The organism is Tenacibaculum agarivorans (assembly GCF_001936575.1).
In the GTDB taxonomy this organism is placed as follows: domain Bacteria; phylum Bacteroidota; class Bacteroidia; order Flavobacteriales; family Flavobacteriaceae; genus Polaribacter; species Polaribacter agarivorans.
This window is the reverse complement of the sequence record NZ_MSMP01000007.1, coordinates 36,858-62,987: the sequence shown is the minus strand read 5'-3', so window position 1 is coordinate 62,987 and position 26,130 is coordinate 36,858. Positions and strand designations below refer to the sequence as shown.

Sequence of the window (26,130 nt, the reverse complement as noted above, 5' to 3'; positions counted from 1 at the left end):
ACTTTTCTAAAATACATATGAATATACAAGACGCACAAAAACAAGTAGATGATTGGATTAAAAATCATGGAGTACGTTATTTTAATGAACTGACCAATATGGCTCAGTTAACAGAAGAGGTAGGTGAAGTAGCGAGAATTATTGCTCGTAGGTATGGTGAACAAAGTGAAAAAGAGAGTGACAAACAGAAAGATTTAGGTGAAGAGTTAGCAGATGTTGTTTTTGTAGTATTATGTTTAGCAAATCAAACAGGAGTTAACTTACAAGAAGCTTTTGATAAAAAATTAGATGTAAAAACAAAGCGAGATCACGATCGTCATCATAACAATGAAAAATTAAAATAATGTCATTACTAGATAAATTTAAACAAAAACTATTTTGGATTAATATGTTAAAAGTAGCATTGCCATTTTTTATTTTTTTTACACTATTCTCTCTGATGTTTGGTAATTGGGAGGCAGTTACCAATAGAGATTTTGAGGCTATACATCAAAAGCATTTTGCAAATGGAAAATGGGTAAGTTTTTGGCTAATCAAAATAGTAGCATCAGTAGGATATGGAATGTATATCACAAATAGGAAAATGCAGTAAAAAATAAAAGACAAATTAATACAAAAGCGCTTCAATTTTGAAGCGCTTTTTTTTGATAATAATAAAAAAGTCAATTTATTTATTAGAGGTGGATGTTTTTTGTGTATATATTGGGTTATTCGTTATGTTTTTGATAAAAAAGGTATATTAATGTTAAAAAATTAAACAAAAATCATTTGATTTGTTAAATTAGCAAAAACATTAATAAACCTTTCAAAATGAAATTTAAACTACTCCCTGCCATTCTTTTGGCTAGTTCGATGGTGTTTTCTCAAAACAGTAATTTTTGGTCGAAACGAAGTGGTTTTACTACGATAGCTAGTAAATCAGCCCAAGCAAAAAACTTACCAAGTAAAGAAATTTATGAATTAGATTTAGAAGCATTAAAAAGTGCTTTATCTGTAGCTCCGGAAAGAGGTGTGGCTAGAAAATCTAACGTAATCATTTCTTTTCCAAATGCAGAAGGTGTTCTAGAAAACTTCCGTGTTTTTGAAGCTTCTGTTTTACATCCAGATTTAGCCGCAAAATATCCTGGAATTAAATCTTATGCTGGTGTTAGTGTTGATAACCCTGCAGATAGAATTCGTTTTAGTCTTTCTCCAAAGGGACTACATAGTATGCGCTTAGGATTGGATAAGTCTACTGTTTTTATAGAGCCGTATTCTAATGATTTGAAAACATATTCCATATACAATAGAGCAGATAAACCGAAGCGTATTGGTGGTATGAATTGTACTACTGATCCTAGCTCAAAAAAAGTAGAACATAAACATACAGCAGCACACAGAAATGCAGATGATGGTATTTTGAGAACATATCGTATAGCAGTTTCTACAACAGGAGAATATGGTTCTTATCATGGAGGAACAGTAGCGCAAACCTTGGCAGCTATTAATACTACAATGACAAGAGTGAACGGTTTATATGAATCGGATTTTAATGTAACTATGGTAGTGGTTGCTAATACAGACAGAGTTATTTATACGAATGCTAATAGCGATCCTTATACAGGTAGTTTAAACTCTCAACTTCAAACAACATTAACAAATAGAATTGGAGAAGCAAATTATGATATAGGGCATTTATTTCATAGAGCTTCAAATAATGGAAATGCAGGTTGTATTGGATGTGTCTGTGTAAATGGTAGAAAAGGTAGTGGATTTAGTGCTACTTCCATTCCTGAAGGAGAAGTATTTGATGTGGATTATGTAGCTCATGAAATTGGCCATCAATTTGGAGGAAATCATACTTGGACACATGGTGGAAACGAAGGAACGAATGTACAGATGGAGCCAGGAAGTGGATCTACAATAATGGGGTATGCTGGAATTACAGGTTCAACAGATGTACAGCAAAATAGTGACCCTTATTTTCATGCAGCTACAATCGAACAAATTACAGATTATATTAAAACAACAAGTTGTCAAACAAATACAAACACGGGGAATAATGTTCCAGTGGCTAATGCAGGTAGTAATTATACAATACCAAGAGGTACTCCTTTTGTGCTAACAGGTTCTGCTACAGATGCGGATAGTGGAGATGTGTTATCGTATTGTTGGGAACAAATTGATGAAAATAATGCAAGTACTACCAATCCAAGTGTAAACGCAACTTCAGGAGTAGCATTCAGATCTTATCCACCATCAGCAAATACGTCTAGGTATTTTCCAAGATTAGAAACAGTAAAAACAGGTGCTACATCTTGGAGATGGGAAGCGGTGCCTAATGTAAGTAGAAACTTAAACTTTAGACTCACAGTTAGGGATAACAGAGCTGGAGGAGGAACAAATGATAGTGATGACATGAGAGTAACCGTAAATGCCTCTGCAGGGCCATTTGTAGTGACTTCACCAAATACAGGAGTAAGCTTAGCTAGTGGAAGTGTAGAAACAGTGACATGGAATGTTGCAGGGACTACAGGAAATGGAGTTAATGCAGCTACAGTAGATATCTTATTGTCTACAGATGGAGGAGATACCTATACAACTGTTTTAGCTAGTGGTGTTACAAATGACGGTTCACACAATATAACAGTGCCTAATGCAGTAGGAACACAAAATAGAATTATGGTAAAAGGAAGTAATCATATCTTTTTTGATATTTCTAATAGTAATTTTACAATTACAGGTCCTGTTTCATGTACTGCTACAGTACCAACAGGAGTTACTACTTCTGCAGTGTCTACTAATGGTGCTACGGTTTCTTGGAATACTGTAGGTGGAGCAACATATGATGTTAGGTATCGTCAAGTTGGTACGTCGTCATGGACAACTAATAATGTTACTAGTGCTTCTATTGCGTTAACTGGTTTATCAGCATCTACACAATATGAGGTACAGGTACGTAGTAAATGTAATAGTACAAATACAAATTCAGCATACAGTTCATCAGTAACTTTTACAACAGCAAGTGCGCCATCATGCCAAGCTTTACCTTACAGTGAGAGTTTCGAAGCTAATGATGGATGGACTCAAGCTGCAGGTGATGACGGAAACTGGGTAAGAGATGCAAATGGTACGCCATCAAACGGTACTGGACCAAGTTCAGCTACAGATGGTAATTTCTATATGTTTTTAGAAGCTTCAACTAATGGTAGTACAGGACAAATTGGATCTAATGCTACAGCGATTTTAGAAAGCCCTTGTTTTGATCTTACGGCGGTAACTTCTGCTACGTTCTCATTTAGTAATCATATGTTTGGAACGAGTGTAGGATCATTAGCCCTTCAAGCTTCAACTAATGGTACAAATTGGATAAATGTTTGGACAGATTCAGGAAGTAAAGGAAATCAATGGAATAATGTGTCTGTAAACTTGAATACTTACGTTGGTGGAAATGTAAGTTTACGTTTTGTAGGAACTACTGGAACAAGCTGGTCTAGTGATATAGCAATTGATAATCTTTCGTTAACAGCTGGTACTGGGAATCCAGATCCAGGATGTGATACATTAAATTTTAATGATTATACGATTAGTTCGTTCTCAAATCAAGATTCAGCAGGTAATTTCTCTATTGGTTCTGGAGGTGCTACGTTAACGTTAACGAATAACACATGGAAGTTTATTGATTTTAACTATACGGTAACTCCGAATACTGTAATTGAATTTGAATTTAGTAGTACATCTGAAGGTGAAATTCATGGAGTAGGTTTTGAAAATGATAACAATTTAACTTCTTCAAGATATTTCAAGGTATATGGAACTCAAAATTATGGAGTCACTAATTTTGATAATTATACCAGCGGAACTCAGACTTATGTAATTCCTGTTGGTGATTCTTATACAGGTACAATGGATAGATTAGTTTTTATAAATGATAATGATGGAGGTTCTGGTAATAACTCTACATTCTCTAATGTTAAAATTTATGAAACGTCTTGTTCGAGTAGTTCTAGGACAGTAATTGCATTTGGTACAAGGCAAGATGTATTGGGGGATGAAGATGAGAATATATTGTCTGCTTTAACATTGGCGCCAAACCCAGTGTTGAGAGGAACTGCTTTAAGAATTTTATCTTCTAAAGCTATAGAAAACACAAGGTTTGCTATTGTAAATTCTTTAGGACAAACGTTAAAAGAAGGAGCAATAAAAAATGGATTAATAAATACAAGAACATTAAGTCCTGGAGTTTATATCATCAAATTAAAGAATGATATTGAAAGTAGCTCACAGAGATTTATTGTGAAATAAATTGTTAACGTTTTGTTAAAATAGGTAGGTTGTCTATAGTATAGGCAGCCTATTCTTTTTTTTAATTAAACAATGTATAGTATTAAGGTGTTTTCTTTGTGTATATTGTGTTAATATGTGTTTTTAGGTTGAAAAAGTTTAATTTATTTAGTGATAAAATTGATAAAAATGATAAAGTTGTTTTTGGTTGTAAAGTTGTTGGTTTTACTGGGGTAATGTTGAGAATTATTTAATTTAACATAGAGTATTGATATATGTTAAAAAAATAAAGGGGTAAGGTTAAGACATTGTTGCTTTTTGTATATTCGGCCATTATGTAAGTAAAAATTTAAGAAAATATTTAGTTTTCTTTAAGTATTTCCTTAAGAATTAATCAAATTTTAAACCCTTTACAATGAAAAGTAATCTAAAACTTTTAATTGGTGGTTTGTCATTGGCTTTAGTTTCTACTGTAGGCTACAAAGAGTTCAAATCTTTTAACAACCAAAAGAAGATTGAAACAGATAGGCAAATTCACGAAAACTTTTTAAAAAACAATCCCTATGCAGAAACATTAACTTGGGATAAGAAAAAGAGAAAACTAAACGGACTTCCACCAAACAAATACTTCGAACAAATGTGGGAGTTAACAATTAACCCTGCAACAGGTAAATTAGAAGATCAAGGTCTTACAAAGCTTAGAGAGGAGTTAATGGCTAAAAGATTAGCTAAAAGAAATCCAGGAGATGATAATAATGCTTGGGTTGAAAGAGGACCAAATAATGTAGGAGGAAGAACAAGAGCAATAATGTTTGATCCTAATGATGCTTCAAATAGAAGAGTATTTGCTGGAGGTGTAAGTGGAGGATTATGGGTGAATAATGATATAACGAATGCCAACTCACAATGGCAGAGAGTTCAAAATGTACCAGGTAATTTATCGGTAACATCTATAACTGTAGATCCAAGAAACTCAAATACATGGTATGTTGGTACAGGTGAACAATATACAGCGGGAGATGTTGTTGGTAATGGAGTGTATAGAACTACTAATGGAGGAACTACATGGACAGCTGTTAATATTCCAGCAGCTGGAGGAGGAGATATCAATTTTAATGCGAATAATATTTTCTTATCAGGTATCCATTATGTAAATGATGTTTTAGCTTGGGATAATGGAACATCTACTGAATTATTTGTAGCTGTTGGGGCGCATGTATATGGAGACTCGTCTTCACCAACGAACTGGTTAGGTTTACAATCTGCAGGTTTATATCGTTCTACAAATGGAGGTAACACATGGAATAGAATAGAAACTGCTAATATGAGATTTGATTTTAGCGGTACAGATTACTATCATATACCTAATGATTTAGAAGTAGATGCAGATAATAGACTTTGGATGGGAACTATTGGTTCTGCTATTGGAACTGGGGGTAGAGTATATAGTTCTACTAATGGTGCTACTTGGACAGAATCTGCTGCTTCACCTTTAGTGGAGTCTAACAGAGTAGAAATAGAACCTTCTTCTACAGATCGTAATAGATTTTATGTGTTAGCTCAAGGTACTACAGATGCAACACCAGTACGTATTTTTGAAACTACAAATTCTTTTGCTACAGTAAGAACTTTAAATCTACCAAATGATGCTGATAGAGGTATACCTACAAACGATTTCACAAGAGGTCAGGCATTTTATGATTTAGTAATAGAAGCAGACCCAAATAATGATGATATTGTATATGTAGGAGGAATAGATTTATTTAGAAGTGCTAATGGAGGTACAACTTGGACTCAGTTATCACAATGGAATCTTCCAAATAATGTACATGCGGATCAACATGCTATTGCGTTTGGAAATAATTCATCTGCTAGAATGTTATTTGGAAATGATGGAGGTGTATATTATTCTAATAATTCAGGAGGTACAATAAATGCAAGAAACAGAGGGTATAATGTAACTCAATTTGTGAAAGCTGCGATTGGACCTGACGGTAGAGGTGACACTGGAGGTATCTTTACAGCTGGTGCTCAAGATAACGGTACTCAGGCATTTAGAAATGCAGCTGCTGGAATTAATGGTTCAACTGAACTTAGTGATGGAGATGGTTTCTACACATTTGTTGATAAGGATGGTCAGTTTATGATTGCAACTTTCGTAAATAATGTAATATATCGTTTTAATTTACCATGGAATGGTAGAGGAAGAAGACAAGGTGGTGCAACTACGCTTTCTAGTAGCCAAACTACGGGAGATTTTGTAAATCAAATGGATTTTGATAGTGATGCAAATCGTTTATTGTCGAATGCAAGTACAAGAGCAACGAATACTACACCAGCTACAAACGCTATTTTAAGTATTAATGTAGCGGCTAATTCAAGAGGTACAATAACAAATGATTTATTGAATGCAAAACCAACAGCGTTTAGAGCTTCACCATTTACGGCTAATAGATGGTTTGTTGGTTTAGCTAATGGAAGACTTTTAAGACTTTCTAACGTAAATAATTCAAGTGCAACCTTTTTACAAATCACAACTCCTTTTGTAGGATCTGTTTCTTCAGTAAGATTTGGAGCGACTGAGAATGATATTTTTGTAACAATGCATAACTATGGAGTAGTAAGTGTTTGGGCTACAGATGATGGTGGTGCTACTTGGGACAATAAAGAAGGCAATTTACCTAATATTCCTGTAAGAGATTTCTTACAAAATCCATTAGATAGAAGTGAAGCTATTATTGCAACTCAATTAGGAGTTTGGTCTACCTCTAACTTTGATAGTGCAGCGCCATCATGGACACAAGCTTACAACGGAATGAGTGATGTTAGTGTAACTTCTTTTGACTACTGGAATGTTAACGGTAATAATACTGAAAATAGAATTATAGCTTCTACTTACGGTAGAGGGGTGTTTACAGGAACATTTACAGCAAATACAGTTGCTGACAGACAAGCGCCAACAAGACCTGGTAGTTTATCAGCGTCAAATATTACGGCTACATCAGTAAGATTAAGCTGGAATGCTTCAACTGATAATGTTGGGGTAACTGGGTACGACATTTTACAAGGAGGGGCTGTAGTTGGAACATCTACAACAACTTCATTTAATGTTACAGGTTTATCAGCAAACACAGCTTATGCTTTTACAGTTAGAGCTAAAGATGCTGCAGGAAATGAGTCTACTGCTAGTAATGCAGTTAATGTTACTACAACAGGAACTACAATCTCTTGTTCTTCAACTGTTTCTTCTTTCCCATATAGCGAAAGTTTTGAATCTAATGACGGGTGGACTCAAGCTACAGGAGATGATGGAAATTGGGTAAGAGATGCAAATGGAACTCCTTCCTCAGGAACAGGTCCAGCTAGTGGAGCTAATGGTAGTTTTTATATGTTCTTAGAGGCATCAAACAATAGTAGTGCTGGTCAAATAGGTTCAAATGCAACAGCTATTTTACAAAGTCCTTGTTTTGATCTTTCTGGAGTATCGGCTGCAAGTTTCTCATTTAGTAATCATATGTTTGGAACTAGCGTAGGAACATTAACATTACAAGCATCTACAGATAATACAACTTGGACTAATGTATGGACAGAATCAGGAAATCAAGGGAATCAATGGAATGATGTTACTGTAGATTTAGCTGCTTATGTAGGAGATACGGTTAGTTTACGTTTTGTAGGTAGAACAGGAACAAGCTGGTCTAGTGATATTGCAATCGATAATCTTTCATTAACTTCTGGAGGTGGTTCTACAAATCCACAGCCAGGATGTGAGGCGTTAGATTTTAATGATTTTACAGTAAGTTCATTCTCTAATCAAGATAATGCAGGTAATTTCTCTGTTAGTACTAATGGAGCTTCATTAACATTAACAAATAATACGTGGAAATCTATTCCTTTAAATTATACTGTTACTTCAGAAACTGTGATTGAATTTGAATTCAGTAGTACATCAGAAGGTGAAATTCACGGTATTGGTTTCGAAAATGATAATGATTTGTCATCTGGAAATTACTTTAAGGTACATGGAACACAAAATTACGGTGTAACTAATTTTGATAACTACGCGGGTGGAACCCAAACTTATGTAATCAGAGTAGGAGATTCGTACACTGGTACTATGGATAGGTTAGTGTTTATTAATGATAATGATGGTGGTTCTGGAAATACTTCTACATTTACAAATGTGAGGATTTATGAAGGTACTTGTGGTAATACAACAAGTCTTGTAACAGCACAACAATCTAGCTCTAGAATAGATGTTATAGGAGACGAAGATGAAAATATCTTATCATCTTTAACTTTAGCACCAAATCCAGTGGTTAGAGGTAATAAGCTAAGAGTATTATCGTCTAATGTTGATGGATTATCAAATACAGGTTATGTTTTATATAATGTATTCGGACAAGAAATTAGTAAAGGGACATTAGAAAACGGGTTAATAAGTACAGAAAGGTTAACTCCAGGAATGTATATTGTTAATTTTGATAATGAGTTTACAAAAAGTTCTAAAAGTTTTATTGTTAGATAAATATAGATCTAGTAAATAAAATATTAGTATAAAAAAACTGCCTGAAAGTAATTTCAGGCAGTTTTCTTTTTGTGTAGTTGTTATTCTTAAATAAAATTCATGTTAATCTAATTGAATAAAATCAATTTGACTTTCTTTTACCTTTTGATTTAAGTCTTTAACTCTAGAATTGAAAATAGTATATAGTTTGTTTAATTCAATGTCGATATCTTTAGTGATTTCATTTTTAAAAGCTATAGCTTGATCAGTAGGTTTATAATCTCCTATACGAGAAAGAGAGTTTAGGTGACCTAATTTGTTATTTAACTTAATAGGAAAGTTTAAAGGATCTTGATTACTCTTACTTTTAGTTTGGTATAGATTGTTTTCTACAATAGTCATATCTTTTACCAATTGATCAGCAAAATCTAATAAAGATTTGTGCTTTTTTGTATCCTTAATTGATTTTTTAAGAAGTTCTACTTGTGTTCTTACCTTTTTTACATTCTTCAGGGCTTTATGTATCTCAGTCATTTTGGTATTTATACTATTGATAAAATCAAATTGAGCTTTTAAATCAATAGGAGAAGCTTCAGTATTAGGTTTTGATTTAATAGCAAAGGTTTTAGATGTTGTTTTTCCATTAACATCTAAAGTTACAGTATATTCGCCAGGTAAAGCCATAGGTCCATTTAAAGAAGCCCACCATAAAATCATACCTTTTACTTTTTCTGCTCCTTTATACATCATATCCCAATAAAATAGGTTATCTCCTTGTTTCAGTTTTTTCAGTTTTGTGTCCTTTTTATCTTTAGCTGTGTGATTACTAAATTCACGAATTAAAGTTTTTGAAACATCATAAAATTGAAGTTTTACCGTATCCTTTTCTGTGTAGTTTTTAAGATAGAAGTTAATAGGTATTCCTCCGTAATGATTTGTTCCATTTCGTTTCGATTTTTTTCCTTTTCCTCCACCCATTCTATAGCTTTCTTTAGGTTTGTAAATAAAGAAATCTTTAGATGTTAATGTACTGTTGAGTTGGTGTAAGGGAGTAAGGTCATCTATAATCCAAAGAGATCTACCTTGGGTAGCAGCTATTAAGTTGTCTTCTTTTATAGCTAGATCTGTAATTGGAACAATAGGTAGGTTTAGTTGGAATTTTTGCCAGTTCTTTCCATCATTGAAAGACACATACATACCTCTTTCTGTACCAGCATACAATAATCCTTTTCGTTTTGGATCAGCTCTTAATGCTCTGGTGAAATCTTCGTTACCGATTCCGGTAGTGATTTTTTTCCAAGACTTACCATAGTCTTCAGTTTTATAAATATAAGGTTGATAATCTCCCGTTTTGTATTTAGTTCCAACAATATAAGCACCTCCTTTAGTGTGTGGATCAATTTCAATACAATTAATCATCATCCATTCTGGCATTTTCTTAGGAGTAATATTTTGCCAATTTTTACCTCCATCTTTAGTGATATGAACTAAACCATCATCAGATCCAGTATAAATCACACCATCTTCACCTGGTACTTCAGCTGCAGCAAAAATAGTCCCGTAATATTCTACACCAGTATTATCTTTAGTAATTGGACCTCCTGAGGGGCCTAAAGTTTTAGGATCATTCCTTGTTAAATCTGGACTGATAATTTCCCAAGATTGCCCTTCATTGGTAGTGGCATGTAAATGATTAGAAGCAGCATATAATTTTTTAGGGTTGTTTGGAGAGAATAGTACAGGGAAATTCCACTGAAAACGATATTTAAAATCTTCAACACCATGTCCCATAGGATCATCAGGCCATACATTTATAGCGCGAATTGCGCCATTTTTATGATTTACTCTAGTCAATAATCCACCATAACTACCTCCGTAAGCAATATCATTATTTAATGGATCAACAGCAATATGGGCACTTTCTCCACCAGCAGTTTCTTCCCAATCTTTGTTAGTTATGAATTGTCCGTTACCTCTGTGAGAAATTCGAATTGTAGAATTGTCTTGCTGTGCTACATAAATTCGATAAGGAAAGTGATTGTCGGTTGTTACTCTATAAAATTGTGAAGTTGGCTGATTTAAATACGTTGACCAATTTTCACCAGCATCAAAAGAAATTTGAGCACCGCCATCATCACCAATGATCATACGTTGATTGTCTTCTGGAGCAATCCATAAATCATGATGATCTCCATGAGGTGCATTATATGTTTTATAGGTTTTACCACCGTCTGTAGATTTATGATATCTAACATTTAATACATACACAATATTTTCATCCTGTGTATCGGCATAAATTCTAGTGTAATACCAAGCTCGTTGTCTTAATTTTCTTTCTTTATTGATGAGTTTCCATGTTTTACCGCCATCTAAAGATTTATAAACTCCCCCTTTTTCATTTTCAATAAGTGCCCAAACAATATCAGAATTTAATGGAGAAACAGCTAAGCCAGAAATTCCCCATATTCCTTTTGGAAGTCCATCATTTTTAGAAATATTAGTCCATGTTTCACCTTCATCAGTACTTTTCCAAATACCAGAACCTTCACCACCACTCGATAAACTATATGGAGTTCTTCTTACATTCCAAGTAGAAGCGTATAAAGTTCGTGGATTACTAGGATCTATAATTAAATCAATAGCGCCAGCATCAGCATTACTGTATAATACTTTTTTCCAAGTTTTACCACCGTCTAAAGATTTGTAAACACCTCTTTCCGTTGTCGATTTATATAAGTCTCCTAAAACAGCAGCATAAACAATATCTGGGTTTTTAGGGTGTATGCGCATTCTAGGAATGTGCCTAGCATTTGGAAGTCCCATATGTTTCCAGGTTTTTCCAGCATCTTCAGATTTCCAAACTCCATCACCAGAAGATACATTACCTCGAACAGTTTTTTCACCCATTCCTACATAAATGATGTTATTATCCCATTCGCTTATGGCTATTGACCCTACTGAGCCACCGAAAAAACCATCAGAGATATTTTGCCAAGTATTACCAGCATCAATGGTTTTCCATATTCCTCCACCAGTAGTTCCCATGTAAAAAAGATTAGGTTTTTTAGAGACCCCAGTTACAGCACAACTTCGTCCGCCTCTAAACGGACCAATGTTCCTCCATTCGATTGCGTTAAAATATTCTTCAGAAAATTGGCTATTGTCGTTTTGAGCATTAACTTTGATACTCGACAGTAGGAGTAATAAAACTCCTAAGAAAAGTAGTTTTTTCATTTGGTTTAGTTGATTAAAATAGCTAAATATAAAATTTTGTATATGGACTTATTGTTAAAGATTCCTAAAAATAAAGTATTTAAAAACAGTATTGTAATCTCTGGTTCAAAAAGTGAATCAAATAGATTGTTAATTTTACAACAGTTATTCCCAGAATTAAGTATAGAGAATTTATCAAGCTCTGACGATTCTATTCATATGCAAAACGCATTAAAAAGTGATGCTGAAGTAGCAGATATCGGTCATGCAGGAACTACTATGCGATTTTTAACAGCTTTATTCGCTTCACAAGAAGGACAAGTGAAAATTTTACAAGGTTCTGAACGTATGCATAATAGACCTATAAAAATTTTAGTAGATGCGCTAAGAGATTTAGGTGCGGATATTTCCTATTTGGATAAAGAAGGATATCCACCATTAAAAATTACAGGGAAAAAATTAACTCAAGATAAAGTGTCTATTGCAGGAAATGTTAGTAGTCAATACATTTCAGCATTGTTACTAATTGCACCTAGTTTATCTAATGGATTAGAATTGACACTTACAGGTGAAATAACTTCCGTTCCTTATATAAAAATGACGTTGAGTTTATTGAATCAATTAGGTATAGAAACTTCTTTTATTAATGATAAAATTAGAGTATTTCCTAAAGATAAGATAGAGTCAAAGGAGATTGTTGTAGAAGCAGATTGGAGTTCTGCGTCATATTACTATTCAATTGTAGCTTTAAGTGAAGTAGGTACTGAAATAAAATTGTCTTCTTATAAAGAAGAAAGTTTACAAGGAGATAGTTGTTTAGCAGAAATTTATACACATTTTGGAGTAACTACTGCTTTTGAAGAACATACAATTACGTTAAGAAAAGAACGAGAAACGAGTAAAGAAAAGTTAGAATTGAACTTGGTAAAAGCACCAGATATAGCACAAACTATAGCGGTTACTTGTTTTGCTCTAGGAGTGCCTTGTGATTTAGAAGGATTACATACATTAAAAATTAAAGAAACAGATAGGTTAGAAGCTTTAAGAGAAGAGCTTTCAAAACTTGGAGGAGAAATAAAGGTGACTAATGAAGAGTTATTTTTAAAAGTAACCAATAAAATACATGAAAATGTAACTATAGAAACCTATCATGATCATAGAATGGCCATGGCTTTTGCTCCATTAGCATTAAAAGTACCTATTCAAATTGCTGATGCAAAAGTAGTAACAAAGTCTTATCAGGGTTTTTGGTCTGACTTTGAAAAAGTTGGAATAGAGCATGAAGTGTTAAAATAAAAGATGAAACGCTTGACAAGCCCTATGTTGAAATCGTATATTTGCCGCCATCAATAAATAACAAGAATGAAATTATCTCAATTTAACTTCGATTTACCTCAAGAATTATTAGCAGAATACCCTTCTGAGCATAGAGATGAAGCTCGATTAATGGTATTAAATCGTAAAGAACAAACAATAGAGCACAAGTTGTTTAAAGATTTAATCAATTATTTTGATGAAGGAGATGTGATGATGCTGAATAACACCAAGGTTTTTCCAGCACGTATGTACGGAAATAAAGAAAAAACGGGTGCGAGAATTGAAGTCTTCTTATTACGTGAGTTAAATGCAGAACACAGATTATGGGACGTATTGGTAGATCCTGCTCGTAAGATAAGAATCGGTAATAAATTGTTTTTTGGAGAAGATGAAAGTTTAGTAGCTGAAGTTATTGATAATACTACATCTAGAGGTAGAACTTTACGTTTTTTATTTGATGGTTCTTATGATGAGTTTAGAAATAAATTAATAGAATTAGGACAAACACCACTACCAAAATATATAAAGAGAGATGTTGAGCCTGAAGATGAAGAGCGTTACCAAACAATTTTTGCGAAACATGAAGGTGCAGTAGCAGCTCCAACAGCTGGGCTTCACTTTTCTAAGCATTTAATGAAACGTTTAGAAATTAAAGGAGTAGATTTTGCTGAGATGACTTTACATGTTGGTTTAGGTACATTCAATCCTGTTGAAGTAGAGGATTTATCTAAACATAAAATGGATTCTGAACAAATTATTATTCCTCAAGAGGCATGTGATATTGTAAATAATGCTTTAGAAACTAAAAGAAAAGTTTGTGCTGTAGGAACTACTGTAATGAGAACAGTAGAATCATCGGTTTCTGCTAGCCATAGATTAAATGCTTATCAAGGATGGACTAATAAATTTATTTTCCCTCCTTATGACTTTAGTATAGCAAATTGTATGGTAACTAATTTCCATACACCAAAATCTACATTGTTAATGATGATTGCGGCATTTGCAGGTCATGAGTTTGTAATGGAAGCATATCAAGAAGCAATTAAAGAGAAATATAAGTTTTACTCGTACGGAGATGCGATGTTAATCATATAACATTCTTTAAAAAATATAAAAGAAACCGAATAGCTTTATGTTATTCGGTTTTTTTATTGGTATCAGGAATAGTTGAAATTATGTACTTTAGTGGATCTGACTTTCAGTTTCTGCAACTAGAGTCGAGTGCAATTAGCCTTTGGCTGTTAGCTAATAGCCAAGAGCTAAAAGCAAAAAATGATATTAAAAATGACTTTCAGTCTATAGGGGGTTGTTTTAACAATTTAAATTTTATAAGCCATTCAAATGTTAGAAGATTATTTAAGAAGTTTTCAAGTTTTATCAGAGGATGAGATTTATAATTTTGTAAACCAAGCAGAAACAAAGGTGCTTTTTTTGCTGAAAGTGGAAAAGTAAGCACTAAGATTGGTTTTATAAAACAAGGAATATTAAGATCATTTTATTGGTCTTCTACAGCAGAAGATATAACCTATTGTTTTCGATTTTCAAATTCTTTTGCATCAGCTTACTCTTCATATCTTACAGGAAAACCTTCTCTAGAAAGCTTACAAGCCATAACAGATGTTGAAGTTTTAGTTTGGACTAAAGAACAGCTGATCGCACTTGAAAAGGAAAGCTCTAATTGGACAATGTTGTTGAAAATTTTAACAGAATATGAATATATCGAGTTAGAGCGCAGGATTTTTATGCTTCAAAAAGAGACAGCTGAAAATAAATATTTAGATTTAATAAAGAATCAACCTCTATTAGTCAAAGAAATTCCTCTAAACTATTTAGCATCCTACTTAGGAATTACACAAAGACATTTAAGTAGAATCAGAAAAACAATTTATTAGACATTTGTCCTTTGTGACCCTTTCAGTTCATTGTTATTTAGCTAAAAATAAAAACAATGAATGTATTAATTATAAATGGACATCCAGATAAAGAGAGTTTTAATAATGCTTTAGCAAATTCATACTATGAAGGCGCAAAGTTATCAACCAATTTCGTTGAAATTATAAATATTAGGGAGCTTAATTTTAATCCTAATTTACAATTTGGATATAGAAAACGAACTGTTCTTGAACCAGATTTAGAGTTTGCAATAAAGAAGATAAAAGAAGCAGATCATTTAGTATGGGTTTTACCAGTTTGGTGGAGTGGAATGCCAGCCATTTTAAAAGGTTTTATAGATAGAGTTTTTCTACCTGGTATTATGTTTGAAATAGCGGAAGGTAAGTTATTGCCAAAAAAGTTATTGAAGAACAAAACAGCTAGATTAATTATAACATCAGACTCTCCTAGATGGTATTATTATGTATACTTGAAAAGCCCAGTGATTAATGAACTCAAAAAAGGGGTATTAGCATTCTGTGGTGTGAAACCAACAAAATTGACTTATATAGCTCCTATTAAAAACTCAACACAAAACTTTCGTGAAAAGTGGTTAAAGAAAGTGTTTTCTCTTGGAAAAAAAATGATATAATTAATCGTTATATTTTCGATGTTATTTTAGAACTCAAGGGTTTGGTTGTTGAATAAAAATAATCGATTAGATCACCTTGTTCATCAACTAGATATTTTTGAAAATTCCATCGCACTTTAGAGTTTTTCTTTCCATTTAAATTTTTAGATGTCAACCATGCATATAAAGGATGTTGTTTGTTTCCTTTAACACGTATCTTTTCTGTAATTAAAAAATCTACACCAAAATTTAGACTACAAAACTCTTGGATTTGACTAGCATTCCCAGGTTCTTGATTTCCAAATTGATTACAGGGTAGTCCAATTACCGTTAATTGGTCTTTATATGTTTCACTTAACTTTTGTAATTCTGCATATTGCTTGGTGAAACCACATTGAGAAGCTACATTTACAAACAATATCTTTTTTCCTTTAAATTGAGAAAGAGAAACTGGCTTATTTGAGATATCATTAATAGCTATGTTATAAATAGATTGCTTTTCTTTTGTGTCTGAAACGCTAGAAAATAATTTAGCCTTAAGTATTGTTTTCATTTTTTTATTTGTTTTAGACATTAAGTGAATAATTTGTCTTATATAAATTTAAGAATTTATGTGCAGTATTACAATGTTTTAATTGTGAGCTTATAAGATTGTAATATAAAATTTACAGTAGACTAATATAAAGAAATCACCCATTTTGGGCGATACTAATTGTAAGGGGCAAAGCTATTTTTGCAGGAATTTATAAAAATAGTAATAAATGAAAATATTAGTTAAAAGTATAATTGTAGTATGTATTGCAGCACTATATTCATGTAATAGTGGTGATGAAGATGTGTCAATGCCTAAAGAATTACAAGAAGTTGTTATTGGATACTCATTATATGACGATGGAAGAGAAGATAGAGAGGTAGCTACTATTTGGCGTAATGGAGAACCTAGTCGATTAGTGAAGCAAGGAGAAAATTTTTTCCCTACAGGGGCAATAGCTTATGGTAACGATTTATATGTTATTGGAGCGAGAAATCAAGGAGAGAAAAGACAAGCAGTTATGTTGAAGAATGATGAACTTATAGTGTTATGGGAAGGTAGTAGAAATGCTGCTCCTAAAGGTATTTATGTTGATGATAATGATGTTCATGTAGTTGGAATTCAAATGGAAGAAGGAGGTAATCAAAGAGCGGTATACTGGAAAAATGGAGAGAAAGAAGATTTAGCAAAAGAGGGAAATTCTAATGCAGAAGGAGTGTATGTTTATAATGATAAAGTGTATGTAGTTGGAGGGCAAAATGATAATAAAGGGAGTTGGGATCCTATTTTATGGACTAACGGGGTGAGTTCATCATTAGAAAAAAATAAGCCTACATCACTTGGATCTCGTATAGCTTATGATGTTTATGTAGATGCTAATAATATTTATATAATAGGAGAAGATTTAAGAGATGCTGTGATGTGGCATAATGGAGACCGTACCTTGTTAGCAGAAGATTCGCAATCTTTTTCAATAGCTTATGATGGAACAACATTTAATGCAGTAGGTTACGAGGATTTATTTAATAGAAAAGCAGTGGTATGGAGTGCTTCAGGAACAGTATCATTAGATGAAGGAAGTACTGCAAATGATATTAAATTTTTTAAAGAAAATAGATATGTTTCTGGAGTTTTAGGTAGTGGTCCAGATAGAAAGGCAGCATATTGGAAAAATGATGAGCTTATTACGTTAAAAAAGTTAGCAGAAGATGTTAGCAGTTATTATGCTATAGCAATTAGTGTTTACGAAAGATAGGAATCTTGCTTTGCATAAGCTAAAGTAATTTCTAAATTTTTAAAATACAGTATTATCCCTGAGTATTTATTGTAATATTCAGGGATAATTTATAAAAGTACCTATTCTATTTAATGTAAGGGTAAAAGTTTGTATAGTTCTTTTACTTTCAATACCGTACTTTTGCAATAATGAAATCACAGAAAAAAGACATCAGAGCGCTTACTAAAGAACAACTTAGAAATTTCTTTGTTGAAAACGGAGATAAGGCTTTTAGAGGTAACCAAGTTTATGAGTGGTTATGGAGTAAGGCTACACATTCTTTTGATGATATGACTAACATTTCAAAAGCCACTAGAGAAATGTTAGATGCAAATTTTGTGATTAATCATATCGAAGTAGATACCATGCAACGAAGTAATGATGGTACTATTAAAAACGCAATAAAACTTCATGACGGTTTAATTGTTGAATCTGTTTTAATACCTACTGAAACAAGAACTACAGCTTGTGTATCTAGCCAAGTAGGGTGTAGTTTAGATTGTAAATTTTGTGCTACAGCACGTTTAAAACGAATGCGAAACCTGAACGCAGATGAAATTTATGATCAAGTAGTAGCTATAGACCAGCAAAGTCGATTATACCATAATCATAAGCTTACCAATATTGTATTTATGGGAATGGGAGAACCGTTAATGAATTACAATAATGTAATTAAAGCTATAGATAAAATAACTTCACCAGAAGGATTAGGAATGTCTGCAAAACGAATTACACTTTCAACTTCTGGAGTTCCAAAGATGATAAAAAAAATGGCAGATGATGAAGTGAAATTTAATCTGGCGGTTTCCTTACATTCAGCGATAGATGAAGTAAGAACATCAATAATGCCTTTTAACACTACTTTTCCTTTAACGGATTTAAAAGAAGCATTGGAGTATTGGTACGAAAAAACCAAAAGAACGATTACATATGAATATGTGGTTTGGCAAGGAATTAACGATAGAAAAGAAGATATTGATGCACTAGTCCGATTTTGTAAATATGTTCCTGCTAAAGTAAATTTAATAGAGTACAATCCGATTGATGATGGAGAGTTTCAACAAGCTTCACAAGTCGCATTAAATAATTATATATCTAATTTAGAAATGCATGATATTGTAGTAAATGTTCGTCGATCTAGAGGAAAAGATATTGATGCTGCTTGCGGACAATTGGCAAATAAATCGTAAATGAATCTTTCAAAATCCCTATTCGGTCAGACTATACAATCTCTTGGATGGTTGTTTTTTATTATTTTTCTAGGGCTTTTTCTTGATAGTAAGTGGTTTTCAGAAACCTATTTTGAGCATTCGCAATGGATAAATAATATTTTAGTTATTGGTGTTTTTGTGTATTTCTTTTACAAAGGAACAAAAAGAACTAAAGAACAGCTTATTTATGCATTTATAATAGGGTTTGTAGGTGAGCATATTTTCTGTTTTGGCTTAGGAATGTATGAGTATAGATTACAAAACATACCCCATTATGTTCCCTTTGGTCATGCTGTAATCTTTTTAGGAGTTTATTTTTTCTCTAGGAAATCAAAAGTAAAAGCCTACAGGAAAGAAATAGAACGCTTTATTACTATATGTATAATCATATATTCAGTTTTGTTTCTAATTTTTAGAAAAGACGTTTTTGGATTTGTTCTAACTATTTTGGTGTTTGTTTCCTTACGAAAATACCCTAAAGAGCGAATGTTTTATCTCGTAATGTATGCTATTGTTTCTTGTGTAGAGCTAGTAGGTACCTCTTTTGAATGCTGGGTTTGGCCTAAAACGGCTTTTGATTACTTCAATTTTTTACCAAGTGCGAACCCTCCTTCAGGAATTTGCTTGTTCTATTATGGCTTAGATAGAGGAACTATGTCTATTTACAAAAGAAGGCATAAAGAAATATGGCAAAGATTTAAGCAAATAAATAAATCATATTAAGCTTTTTGGAATAATTTTTGTGGTGTTTAAGGTGTTAAAAACCAACATACTATGAAATATTCAAAATTACTTTTATTCTTTTCAATTTTCTATTTAACCGTTTCTTTTTCGCAAGAAAAAAGTATTGATAGCCTATATGTCAAATACTTTAATAACGAACGAGAAATACCTTATCTGCATTTAAATAAAACAAGTTTTTTCGAAGGCGAAGAAGTTTGGTTTAAAGCTTATGTTTTAAACATGAATACTCAAAAGCTCCATCAAAAAACAAAGAACTTGTATTGTACTATTTATAATGAGAAAGGAGAAATAAAGGACAATAAACTCTTGCATGTAGCAGATGGAATGGCACATGGAAGTTTTAAGATTGATTCTACTTTTACAGGAGAAAATTATTTTCTACGAGCCTCAACCAACTACATGAGAAATTTTGAGGAAGATGAATCCTTTGTACAGAAAATTCAAATTATAAACAATAAAAAGGAAATAAATTCAACTCAGGCAGAGAAAAATAGTTACGATTTACAGGTGTTACCAGAAGGTGGTCATTTACTAGCCAATTCTTTAAATTCTTTAGGTATAATTATTAAAGATAAGAATGGTAAAGTACCAGAGATAAAAAAAGGTGAAATTATAGATAGTAAAGGAAGGGTAGTTGAAGAATTTACCTTTAATCAATTTGGATTAGCAAAAGCCGAACTAGTTATAGAACAAGGAAAGGAATATGAAGCAAAAGTAATTTTAGAAAATCAAGAGGAGATTACTACATTATTACCTAGAAAGGAACTGAAAGGAGTTACGTTATCTTTTGAAGATATTAGTAGTAACATGACTAGATTTACTGTAAATACCAATACCGAAACAATAAATGATTTAGTAGGTAAAAAGTATCATCTTTTAATTCACAATACCAATTCATATTTAAAAAGAGAAGTGGTGTTTACATCTGATGCAACATCATATTTTTTATACATCAACAAGAAGTTATTTAGTAAAGGAACCAATATAGTGACTTTGTTTACTGATGAACATAAGCCCATTGCTGAAAGAGTATTTTTTAACTATAATAAATCATTATTTGATACCGTGAATCTGAATATAACTGAAGTGTCTGCAGATGCTGTTACAGTAAATGTAAAATCAAAAGAAGATGTAGGGGCCTATTTTTTAAGTGCTTCAGTATTACCAGAAGAAACTAAGGCTGATAATAGTGAGCATAATATTTATTCGAAATTTCTATTAGCTCCATATATTAATGGAAATGTAAAGAATAGCGAATATTTCTTTAAAGATGTAGATAGAAAAAAGTTACAAGAGTTAGATTTAGTGCTGCTAACACAAGGATGGTCTAAGTATAATTGGTATAATATTTTTAATACCCCACCAGCAGATTTACATGAATTTGAAGCAGGAATTACGGTAAAGGGTACCTTGAATATGGATCACCTAGGCGTAAATGTATCGGATGTTTTTTTAACTACAGATTCAGGTGATGTTTATACAAGTTCGGTAGAAAACAATCAGTTTGAGTTTAAGAATTTATTTGTGAAAGACGCTTCTAAAATTCGTGTTTCTTATAACAATAATGGCGTATTGAAACAACCAAAAGGATATTTACGTTTTGTGCCAGCTATAAATAATTCTAAAAAATTACAGGTTAACAATATTAGACCAACAGGAACTACTAATATAGAAGATAATGTAACAATACCTAACATGGTTGGAAAAGATGAATTATTAGATGAAGTGATGGTAAAAGGAAAACGAAAGTTTAAAAATAATCCAATTCTATTTGGACTTAAAGATGCTTATAAAATGGATGATTATAAGTCATGGGGAGGAAGATTGCTTTTTGAATTAATAAAAACCAAGGGATATAATTTATCTGAAAATTATTATGGAGAAATAAAATTCATAAGTAGGAGAAATAATCAATTTATGCTAAATATAACACCAGATCCTATACTTTTACAAGTTCCCACAGGAAATGAGATCTTTGGAGGAGATGGTGGTTCTAATATGCCTCCAATAGTTTTTAATCAACAAGTAGGAGTGGGGGTGATGACTAGAGGAATAGCTCCAGCTTCGGCAAGAATTTTCTTGAATGGTTCAGAAATTACCTTAGACTTTTCAACGTTATCATTATTAAGGTCATCTTTATTAAAAGAGTACGATGAGATTTTTATATCTAACTCGCCAAATTCCCAAGAAATACATTTATATTCTAAAGAGGATAGATTTAAAAATAAAAAGAACTATTTAGAATATAAATTACCAGTAGCATTTAGTGTAGAAAAAGAGTATTATCAACCTAAATACATTGCTACGGAAAGTAAAACTTTTAAGGAGTATGGTGCTTTATATTGGGAATCTAATATTACTTTAAATGATGATAGTAACTATGAATATAATTTTACGTTGCCAAGATTATCTCAAGATAATATTAGTATTCATATAGAGGGTATTTCAAAGAAAGGAGAGTTAATTCATATTAAAAAAGATATTACAAACTTAAATGCAAAAGACTAACTTGTTATGAAAAAATCAAAACTAATTTCGTTTTTTTTAATCTTTTACGTTATCAATACTTTTTCACAAGGGAAAAGTATTGATAGCTTATATGTTAAATACTTTAATAACGAACGGGAAATACCTTACTTGCATCTAAACAAAACAAGTTTTTTTGAAGGTGAAGAAGTTTGGTTTAAAGCTTATGTTTTAAACATGAACAATCAAAAACTTCATAAGAAAACCAAGAATTTGTATTGTACTATGTATAATGAAAAAGGAGAAATAAAGGACAATAAACTTTTGCATGTAATTGATGGAATGGCTTATGGTAGCTTTAAAATAGACTCTACTTTTACAGGAGAGAATTATTTTTTAAGAGCATCAACCAATTACATGAAGAATTTTAAGGAAGATGAGTCTTTCGTGCAAAAAATACAGATTGTAAATAATAAAGAAAAAATAACTTCAATTCAAGCTGAAAAGAATAGTTACGATTTACAAATATTGCCAGAAGGCGGACATCTATTAGCAAATTCTTTAAATTGTTTAGGTATAATTTTAAAAGATAGAAATGGCAACGTGCCTGATACTAAAAAAGGAGAAATTGTAGATGGTAGAGGAAAGGTAGTTAAAGAGTTTACCTTTAACCAGTTTGGATTATCAAAGATTTCTTTAGTTCTAGAAAGTGATAAGGAATATGAAGCAAGAGTATATTTAGATAACGGAGAATTGATTACTAGTTTATTGCCTAAAAAAGAGTTAAAAGGAGTCTCTCTAGCATTTGAAGATATCAGTAGTAATATGACTAAGTTTACTGTAAATACTAACTTAGAAACAATAAAAGATTTAGCAGGTAAAAAATATTATTTACTTATTCATAATACAAATGCATATTTAAAAAGAGAGGTAAATTTTAAACTAGATGCAACTTCTTATACTTTCTATTTCAATAAAAAATTATTTACCAAAGGAACCAATATTGCTACTTTGTTTACAGATGATTATCAGCCTATTGGGGAAAGAGTATTTTTTAATTATAAAGAATCATTATTTAATACCGTAAATCTTAGTGTAACTGAAGTGTCTGCAGATGCTGTTACAGTGAATGTAAAATCAAAAGAAGATGTAGGAACTTATTTTTTAAGTGCTTCAGTATTACCACAAGAAACTAAGACTAATAACAGTGAGCATGATATTTACTCGAAATTCCTATTAGCTCCATATATTAATGGAAATGTAAAGAATAGTGAATACTTCTTTAAAGATGTAGATAGAAAAAAGTTACAAGAGTTAGATTTAGTGCTGCTAACACAAGGCTGGTCCAAGTATAATTGGTATAATATTTTTAATACTCCCCCTGTAGATGTACATGAGTTTGAATCAGGGATTACAGTAAAGGGAACCTTGAATATGGATCATTTAGGAGTAAACGTGTCTGATATTTTTCTAACCACAGATACAGGTAATGTATTTACAAGTTCGGTAAAGGATAACCAGTTTGAGTTTAAGAATTTGTTTGTAAAAGATACTTCTAGTATTCGTGTTTCATATAATAATAAGCGAGGTATATTAAAACAACCAAAAGCATATTTACGTTTCATCCCTTCTACAAATAGTTCTACAAGATTAAATATTGAAAAAGTAAAATCGAAAGAATTTATAAGTGTAGAAGATGAAGTGAAAATTCCTACCATGATTGGTAAGGATGAATTATTAAATGAAGTAGAGGTTAAAGGAAAACGAAAATTCACAAATAATCCAATTCTTTTTGGTCTCAGAGATTCCTATAAAATGGAAGACTATAAATCATGGGAAGGAAGAATGCTTTTTGAATTAATTAGAACTAAGGGATATAGGTTGATTGAGAATCCTTTTGGGGAAATAAAATTTGAAAGTAGACGGTATAATCAGTTAAAACTAAATGGGGCACCTCCTAAACAATTAAAAGCTCCAAAAGGTAATGAGAGTTTAGGAGGTAACGGAAAAAAAGATTCTGATATGCCTACTAAAGCTCCATCTCTAGAGGAGGAACCAGGTTTAATTACAGCCGTAATGAAACCGACACAAGCAAGAATTTTTGTAGATAGAATAGAAGTTACCCAAGACTTTGCGGCTTTAGCTTTATTGAGGTTATCGTTATTACGAGAGTACGATGAGATTTTTATATCTAACTCTCCAATTTCACAAGAGATACACTTATTTACCAAAAAAGATAAATTTATAGGTAAGAAGAACTATTTAGAATATAAATTGCCCCTAGCTTTTAGTGTAGAAAAAGAATATTATCAACCTAAATATGTAGCTACAGAAAGTAAAGCATTCAGAGAGTACGGTGCTTTACACTGGGAACCTAATATTACTCTTAACAAAGAAGAAAGAGAATACACCCTTACGTTTCCAAGATTACATCAAGAATCAATTCGAGTATCTATTCAAGGAATAACAGAGAATGGAGCATTAATTACCACTGAAAAAATATTGACAATTGATAATAAATGAAAAAACTAATTAAATTTAGTTAAAATAGCTTTTTGAAAAACAGCAATGGGATATCCAAAGACCTCTGGTATGTCTTTGGATGTTCCTCCTGTTTTTACTTTATTTTCAAGTTTCGAAAATAAGATCTCAAAATCAATTTGATTAGCATTAAAAGCTAATCGAGTACTCAAAAAATTACCTTGAACTTCAAAAAAGCTATGCAGTACTTTTTTGTTATAAGAAGCAGGTAAAATAATACCATTATTTTCATCAATATTATACATCCCTTTTTCCTTATCTACTATTTTTAATAAGTAATTTCTAGGAGATTTGTTGTAGACAAGAATATAATTAAAAACAGAGTCTTTATCTGTTTTTGTTAAATGGAATTCCATTGGAATGGTTTGGTTGCCCTTTTTAGTGGAAATTTCAAGACTCCCTTTATACTTTCCTAAAAACGCTTCAGGAAAATTAGTTGCTTTGTTCTGAGCCGTTAAAAAATAAGAAGAAACAAGAAATAAAAAAGTAACTACGTTTTTCATAAATTAAACTTTATTTTCAAATATAAGCATCTTAATTAATTTCTTTATTTTTGGCAAGAATAAGGGAGGCTTAATGAAACCTGTTGAACAAATAAAAATTCCAATAGCAAAAGAAATGGAACTCTTTGAATCTAAGTTCAAAGACTCTATGCTTTCTAAAGTTCCATTACTAAACAGAATCACATACTATATCGTAAGGCGAAAAGGAAAACAAATGCGACCAATGTTTGTTTTTTTAGTCGCAAAAATGGTTTCTAATGGCGGTTTTGATGAGCGTACTTATCGAGGTGCATCAATTGTAGAACTAATTCATACCGCATCATTAGTACATGACGATGTTGTGGATGATAGTAATATGAGAAGAGGTTTTTTCTCTATAAATGCTTTATGGAAAAATAAAATAGCCGTTTTGGTAGGTGATTTTTTATTCTCTAAAGGACTTTTACTATCTATGGAGTATGAAGATTATGATTTACTTAAAATCATTTCAACTGCAGTAAAAGAAATCAGTGAAGGAGAGTTACTACAAATTGAAAAGGCAAGAAAGTTAGATATTACGGAAGAAGTGTATTATGAAATTATTCGTCAAAAAACAGCTACGTTAATTGCTGCTTGTTGCGGTATAGGGGCTGCATCTGTGAGTGTAAGTAATGAAACCGTTAAACAAATGAAGAAATTTGGTGAATACATTGGAATTGCTTTTCAGATTAAAGACGACTTATTTGATTATACTGAAGATAAAATAGGTAAACCTACTGGAATAGATATAAAAGAGCAAAAAATGACATTGCCTCTAATTTATACATTGAACAATTGTAGTGAAAAAGATAAAAAATGGTTAATCAACTCAGTTAAAAAACATAATAAAAACAAGAAAAGAGTAAAAGAAGTTATCCAGTTTGTAAAGGATAATGGAGGTATAGAATATACAACTCAAAAAATGCACGATTATAAAAATAGGGCTTTGAAAATCTTAGATAATTATCCTGACTCAGAGTATAAAGACTCTTTGCTAATGATGATTGATTATGTAGTCGAACGAAAGATTTAAAAG

Annotated in this window: 16 protein-coding genes; 13 read left to right on the top strand and 3 right to left on the bottom strand. The window is 32.0% G+C overall.

Annotated elements, in window-relative coordinates:
- Nucleotides 1-17 precede the first annotated feature (17 nt).
- The 4 genes from BVC87_RS06805 (at nt 18) to BVC87_RS06790 (ending at nt 8,791) form a co-directional block, all read left to right on the top strand.
- Complete coding sequence (locus tag BVC87_RS06805) at nt 18-344, top strand: nucleotide pyrophosphohydrolase (protein ID WP_075341612.1); 327 nt, start codon at nt 18-20, stop codon at nt 342-344.
- Complete coding sequence (locus BVC87_RS06800) at nt 344-592, top strand: hypothetical protein (RefSeq protein WP_075341611.1); 249 nt, start codon at nt 344-346, stop codon at nt 590-592. The genes BVC87_RS06805 and BVC87_RS06800 overlap by 1 nt, the downstream gene beginning before the upstream one ends.
- Before the next feature lie 218 nt (nt 593-810).
- On the top strand, nt 811-4,284 hold the full coding sequence (locus tag BVC87_RS06795; RefSeq protein WP_075341610.1) for a reprolysin-like metallopeptidase: 3,474 nt from the start codon (nt 811-813) through the stop codon (nt 4,282-4,284).
- Between the two features lie 394 nt (nt 4,285-4,678).
- Nucleotides 4,679-8,791: a fibronectin type III domain-containing protein gene (locus BVC87_RS06790; RefSeq protein WP_075341609.1), complete on the top strand. Its 4,113-nt coding sequence runs from the start codon at nt 4,679-4,681 to the stop codon at nt 8,789-8,791.
- Between the two features lie 102 nt (nt 8,792-8,893).
- Here the strand turns inward: BVC87_RS06790 and BVC87_RS06785 are convergent, their stop codons facing one another.
- Nucleotides 8,894-12,004, bottom strand: a complete 3,111-nt coding sequence (locus BVC87_RS06785; RefSeq protein ID WP_075341608.1) for a VPS10 domain-containing protein — start codon at nt 12,002-12,004, stop codon at nt 8,894-8,896.
- Nucleotides 12,005-12,046: 42 nt separating this feature from the next.
- On the opposite strand from BVC87_RS06785, the gene BVC87_RS06780 reads away from it, so the two are divergent.
- From BVC87_RS06780 to BVC87_RS06765, 3 genes are all read left to right on the top strand, one after another.
- Entirely contained in the window at nt 12,047-13,279 is a 1,233-nt protein-coding gene (locus tag BVC87_RS06780) for a 3-phosphoshikimate 1-carboxyvinyltransferase (protein ID WP_075341607.1), read from the top strand.
- A gap of 66 nt (nt 13,280-13,345) precedes the next feature.
- On the top strand, nt 13,346-14,395 hold the full coding sequence (gene queA, locus BVC87_RS06775; RefSeq protein WP_075341606.1) for a tRNA preQ1(34) S-adenosylmethionine ribosyltransferase-isomerase QueA: 1,050 nt from the start codon (nt 13,346-13,348) through the stop codon (nt 14,393-14,395).
- An 853-nt stretch (nt 14,396-15,248) separates the two neighbouring features.
- Entirely contained in the window at nt 15,249-15,824 is a 576-nt protein-coding gene (locus BVC87_RS06765) for an NAD(P)H-dependent oxidoreductase (protein WP_075341605.1), read from the top strand.
- Nucleotides 15,825-15,831: 7 nt separating this feature from the next.
- On the opposite strand, the gene BVC87_RS06760 is transcribed toward BVC87_RS06765, so the two are convergent.
- Nucleotides 15,832-16,356 carry a glutathione peroxidase gene (locus tag BVC87_RS06760; protein ID WP_075341736.1) on the bottom strand — a complete coding sequence of 175 codons (525 nt, stop codon included), beginning with the start codon at nt 16,354-16,356 and terminating at the stop codon, nt 15,832-15,834.
- Between the two features lie 208 nt (nt 16,357-16,564).
- On the opposite strand from BVC87_RS06760, the gene BVC87_RS06755 reads away from it, so the two are divergent.
- The 5 genes from BVC87_RS06755 (at nt 16,565) to BVC87_RS06735 (ending at nt 24,555) form a co-directional block, all read left to right on the top strand.
- Complete coding sequence (locus BVC87_RS06755; protein WP_075341604.1) at nt 16,565-17,590, top strand: hypothetical protein; 1,026 nt, start codon at nt 16,565-16,567, stop codon at nt 17,588-17,590.
- A gap of 170 nt (nt 17,591-17,760) precedes the next feature.
- A complete protein-coding gene (gene rlmN, locus BVC87_RS06750) occupies nt 17,761-18,801 on the top strand; it encodes a 23S rRNA (adenine(2503)-C(2))-methyltransferase RlmN (protein ID WP_075341603.1) in 1,041 nt (346 codons plus the stop codon).
- Nucleotides 18,802-19,545, top strand: a complete 744-nt coding sequence (locus BVC87_RS06745) for a hypothetical protein (protein ID WP_075341602.1) — start codon at nt 18,802-18,804, stop codon at nt 19,543-19,545.
- A 51-nt stretch (nt 19,546-19,596) separates the two neighbouring features.
- Complete coding sequence (locus BVC87_RS06740; protein ID WP_075341601.1) at nt 19,597-22,074, top strand: hypothetical protein; 2,478 nt, start codon at nt 19,597-19,599, stop codon at nt 22,072-22,074.
- Between the two features lie 6 nt (nt 22,075-22,080).
- Entirely contained in the window at nt 22,081-24,555 is a 2,475-nt protein-coding gene (locus BVC87_RS06735; RefSeq protein ID WP_075341600.1) for a hypothetical protein, read from the top strand.
- Nucleotides 24,556-24,560: 5 nt separating this feature from the next.
- Here the strand turns inward: BVC87_RS06735 and BVC87_RS06730 are convergent, their stop codons facing one another.
- Complete coding sequence (locus BVC87_RS06730) at nt 24,561-25,076, bottom strand: hypothetical protein (protein ID WP_075341599.1); 516 nt, start codon at nt 25,074-25,076, stop codon at nt 24,561-24,563.
- Between the two features lie 73 nt (nt 25,077-25,149).
- Between BVC87_RS06730 and BVC87_RS06725 the strand changes: the two genes are divergently transcribed.
- Nucleotides 25,150-26,127 (top strand): polyprenyl synthetase family protein, encoded by a 978-nt coding sequence (locus BVC87_RS06725; protein WP_075341598.1) that lies wholly within the window; start codon nt 25,150-25,152, stop codon nt 26,125-26,127.
- The last annotated feature ends 3 nt before the right edge of the window (nt 26,128-26,130 follow it).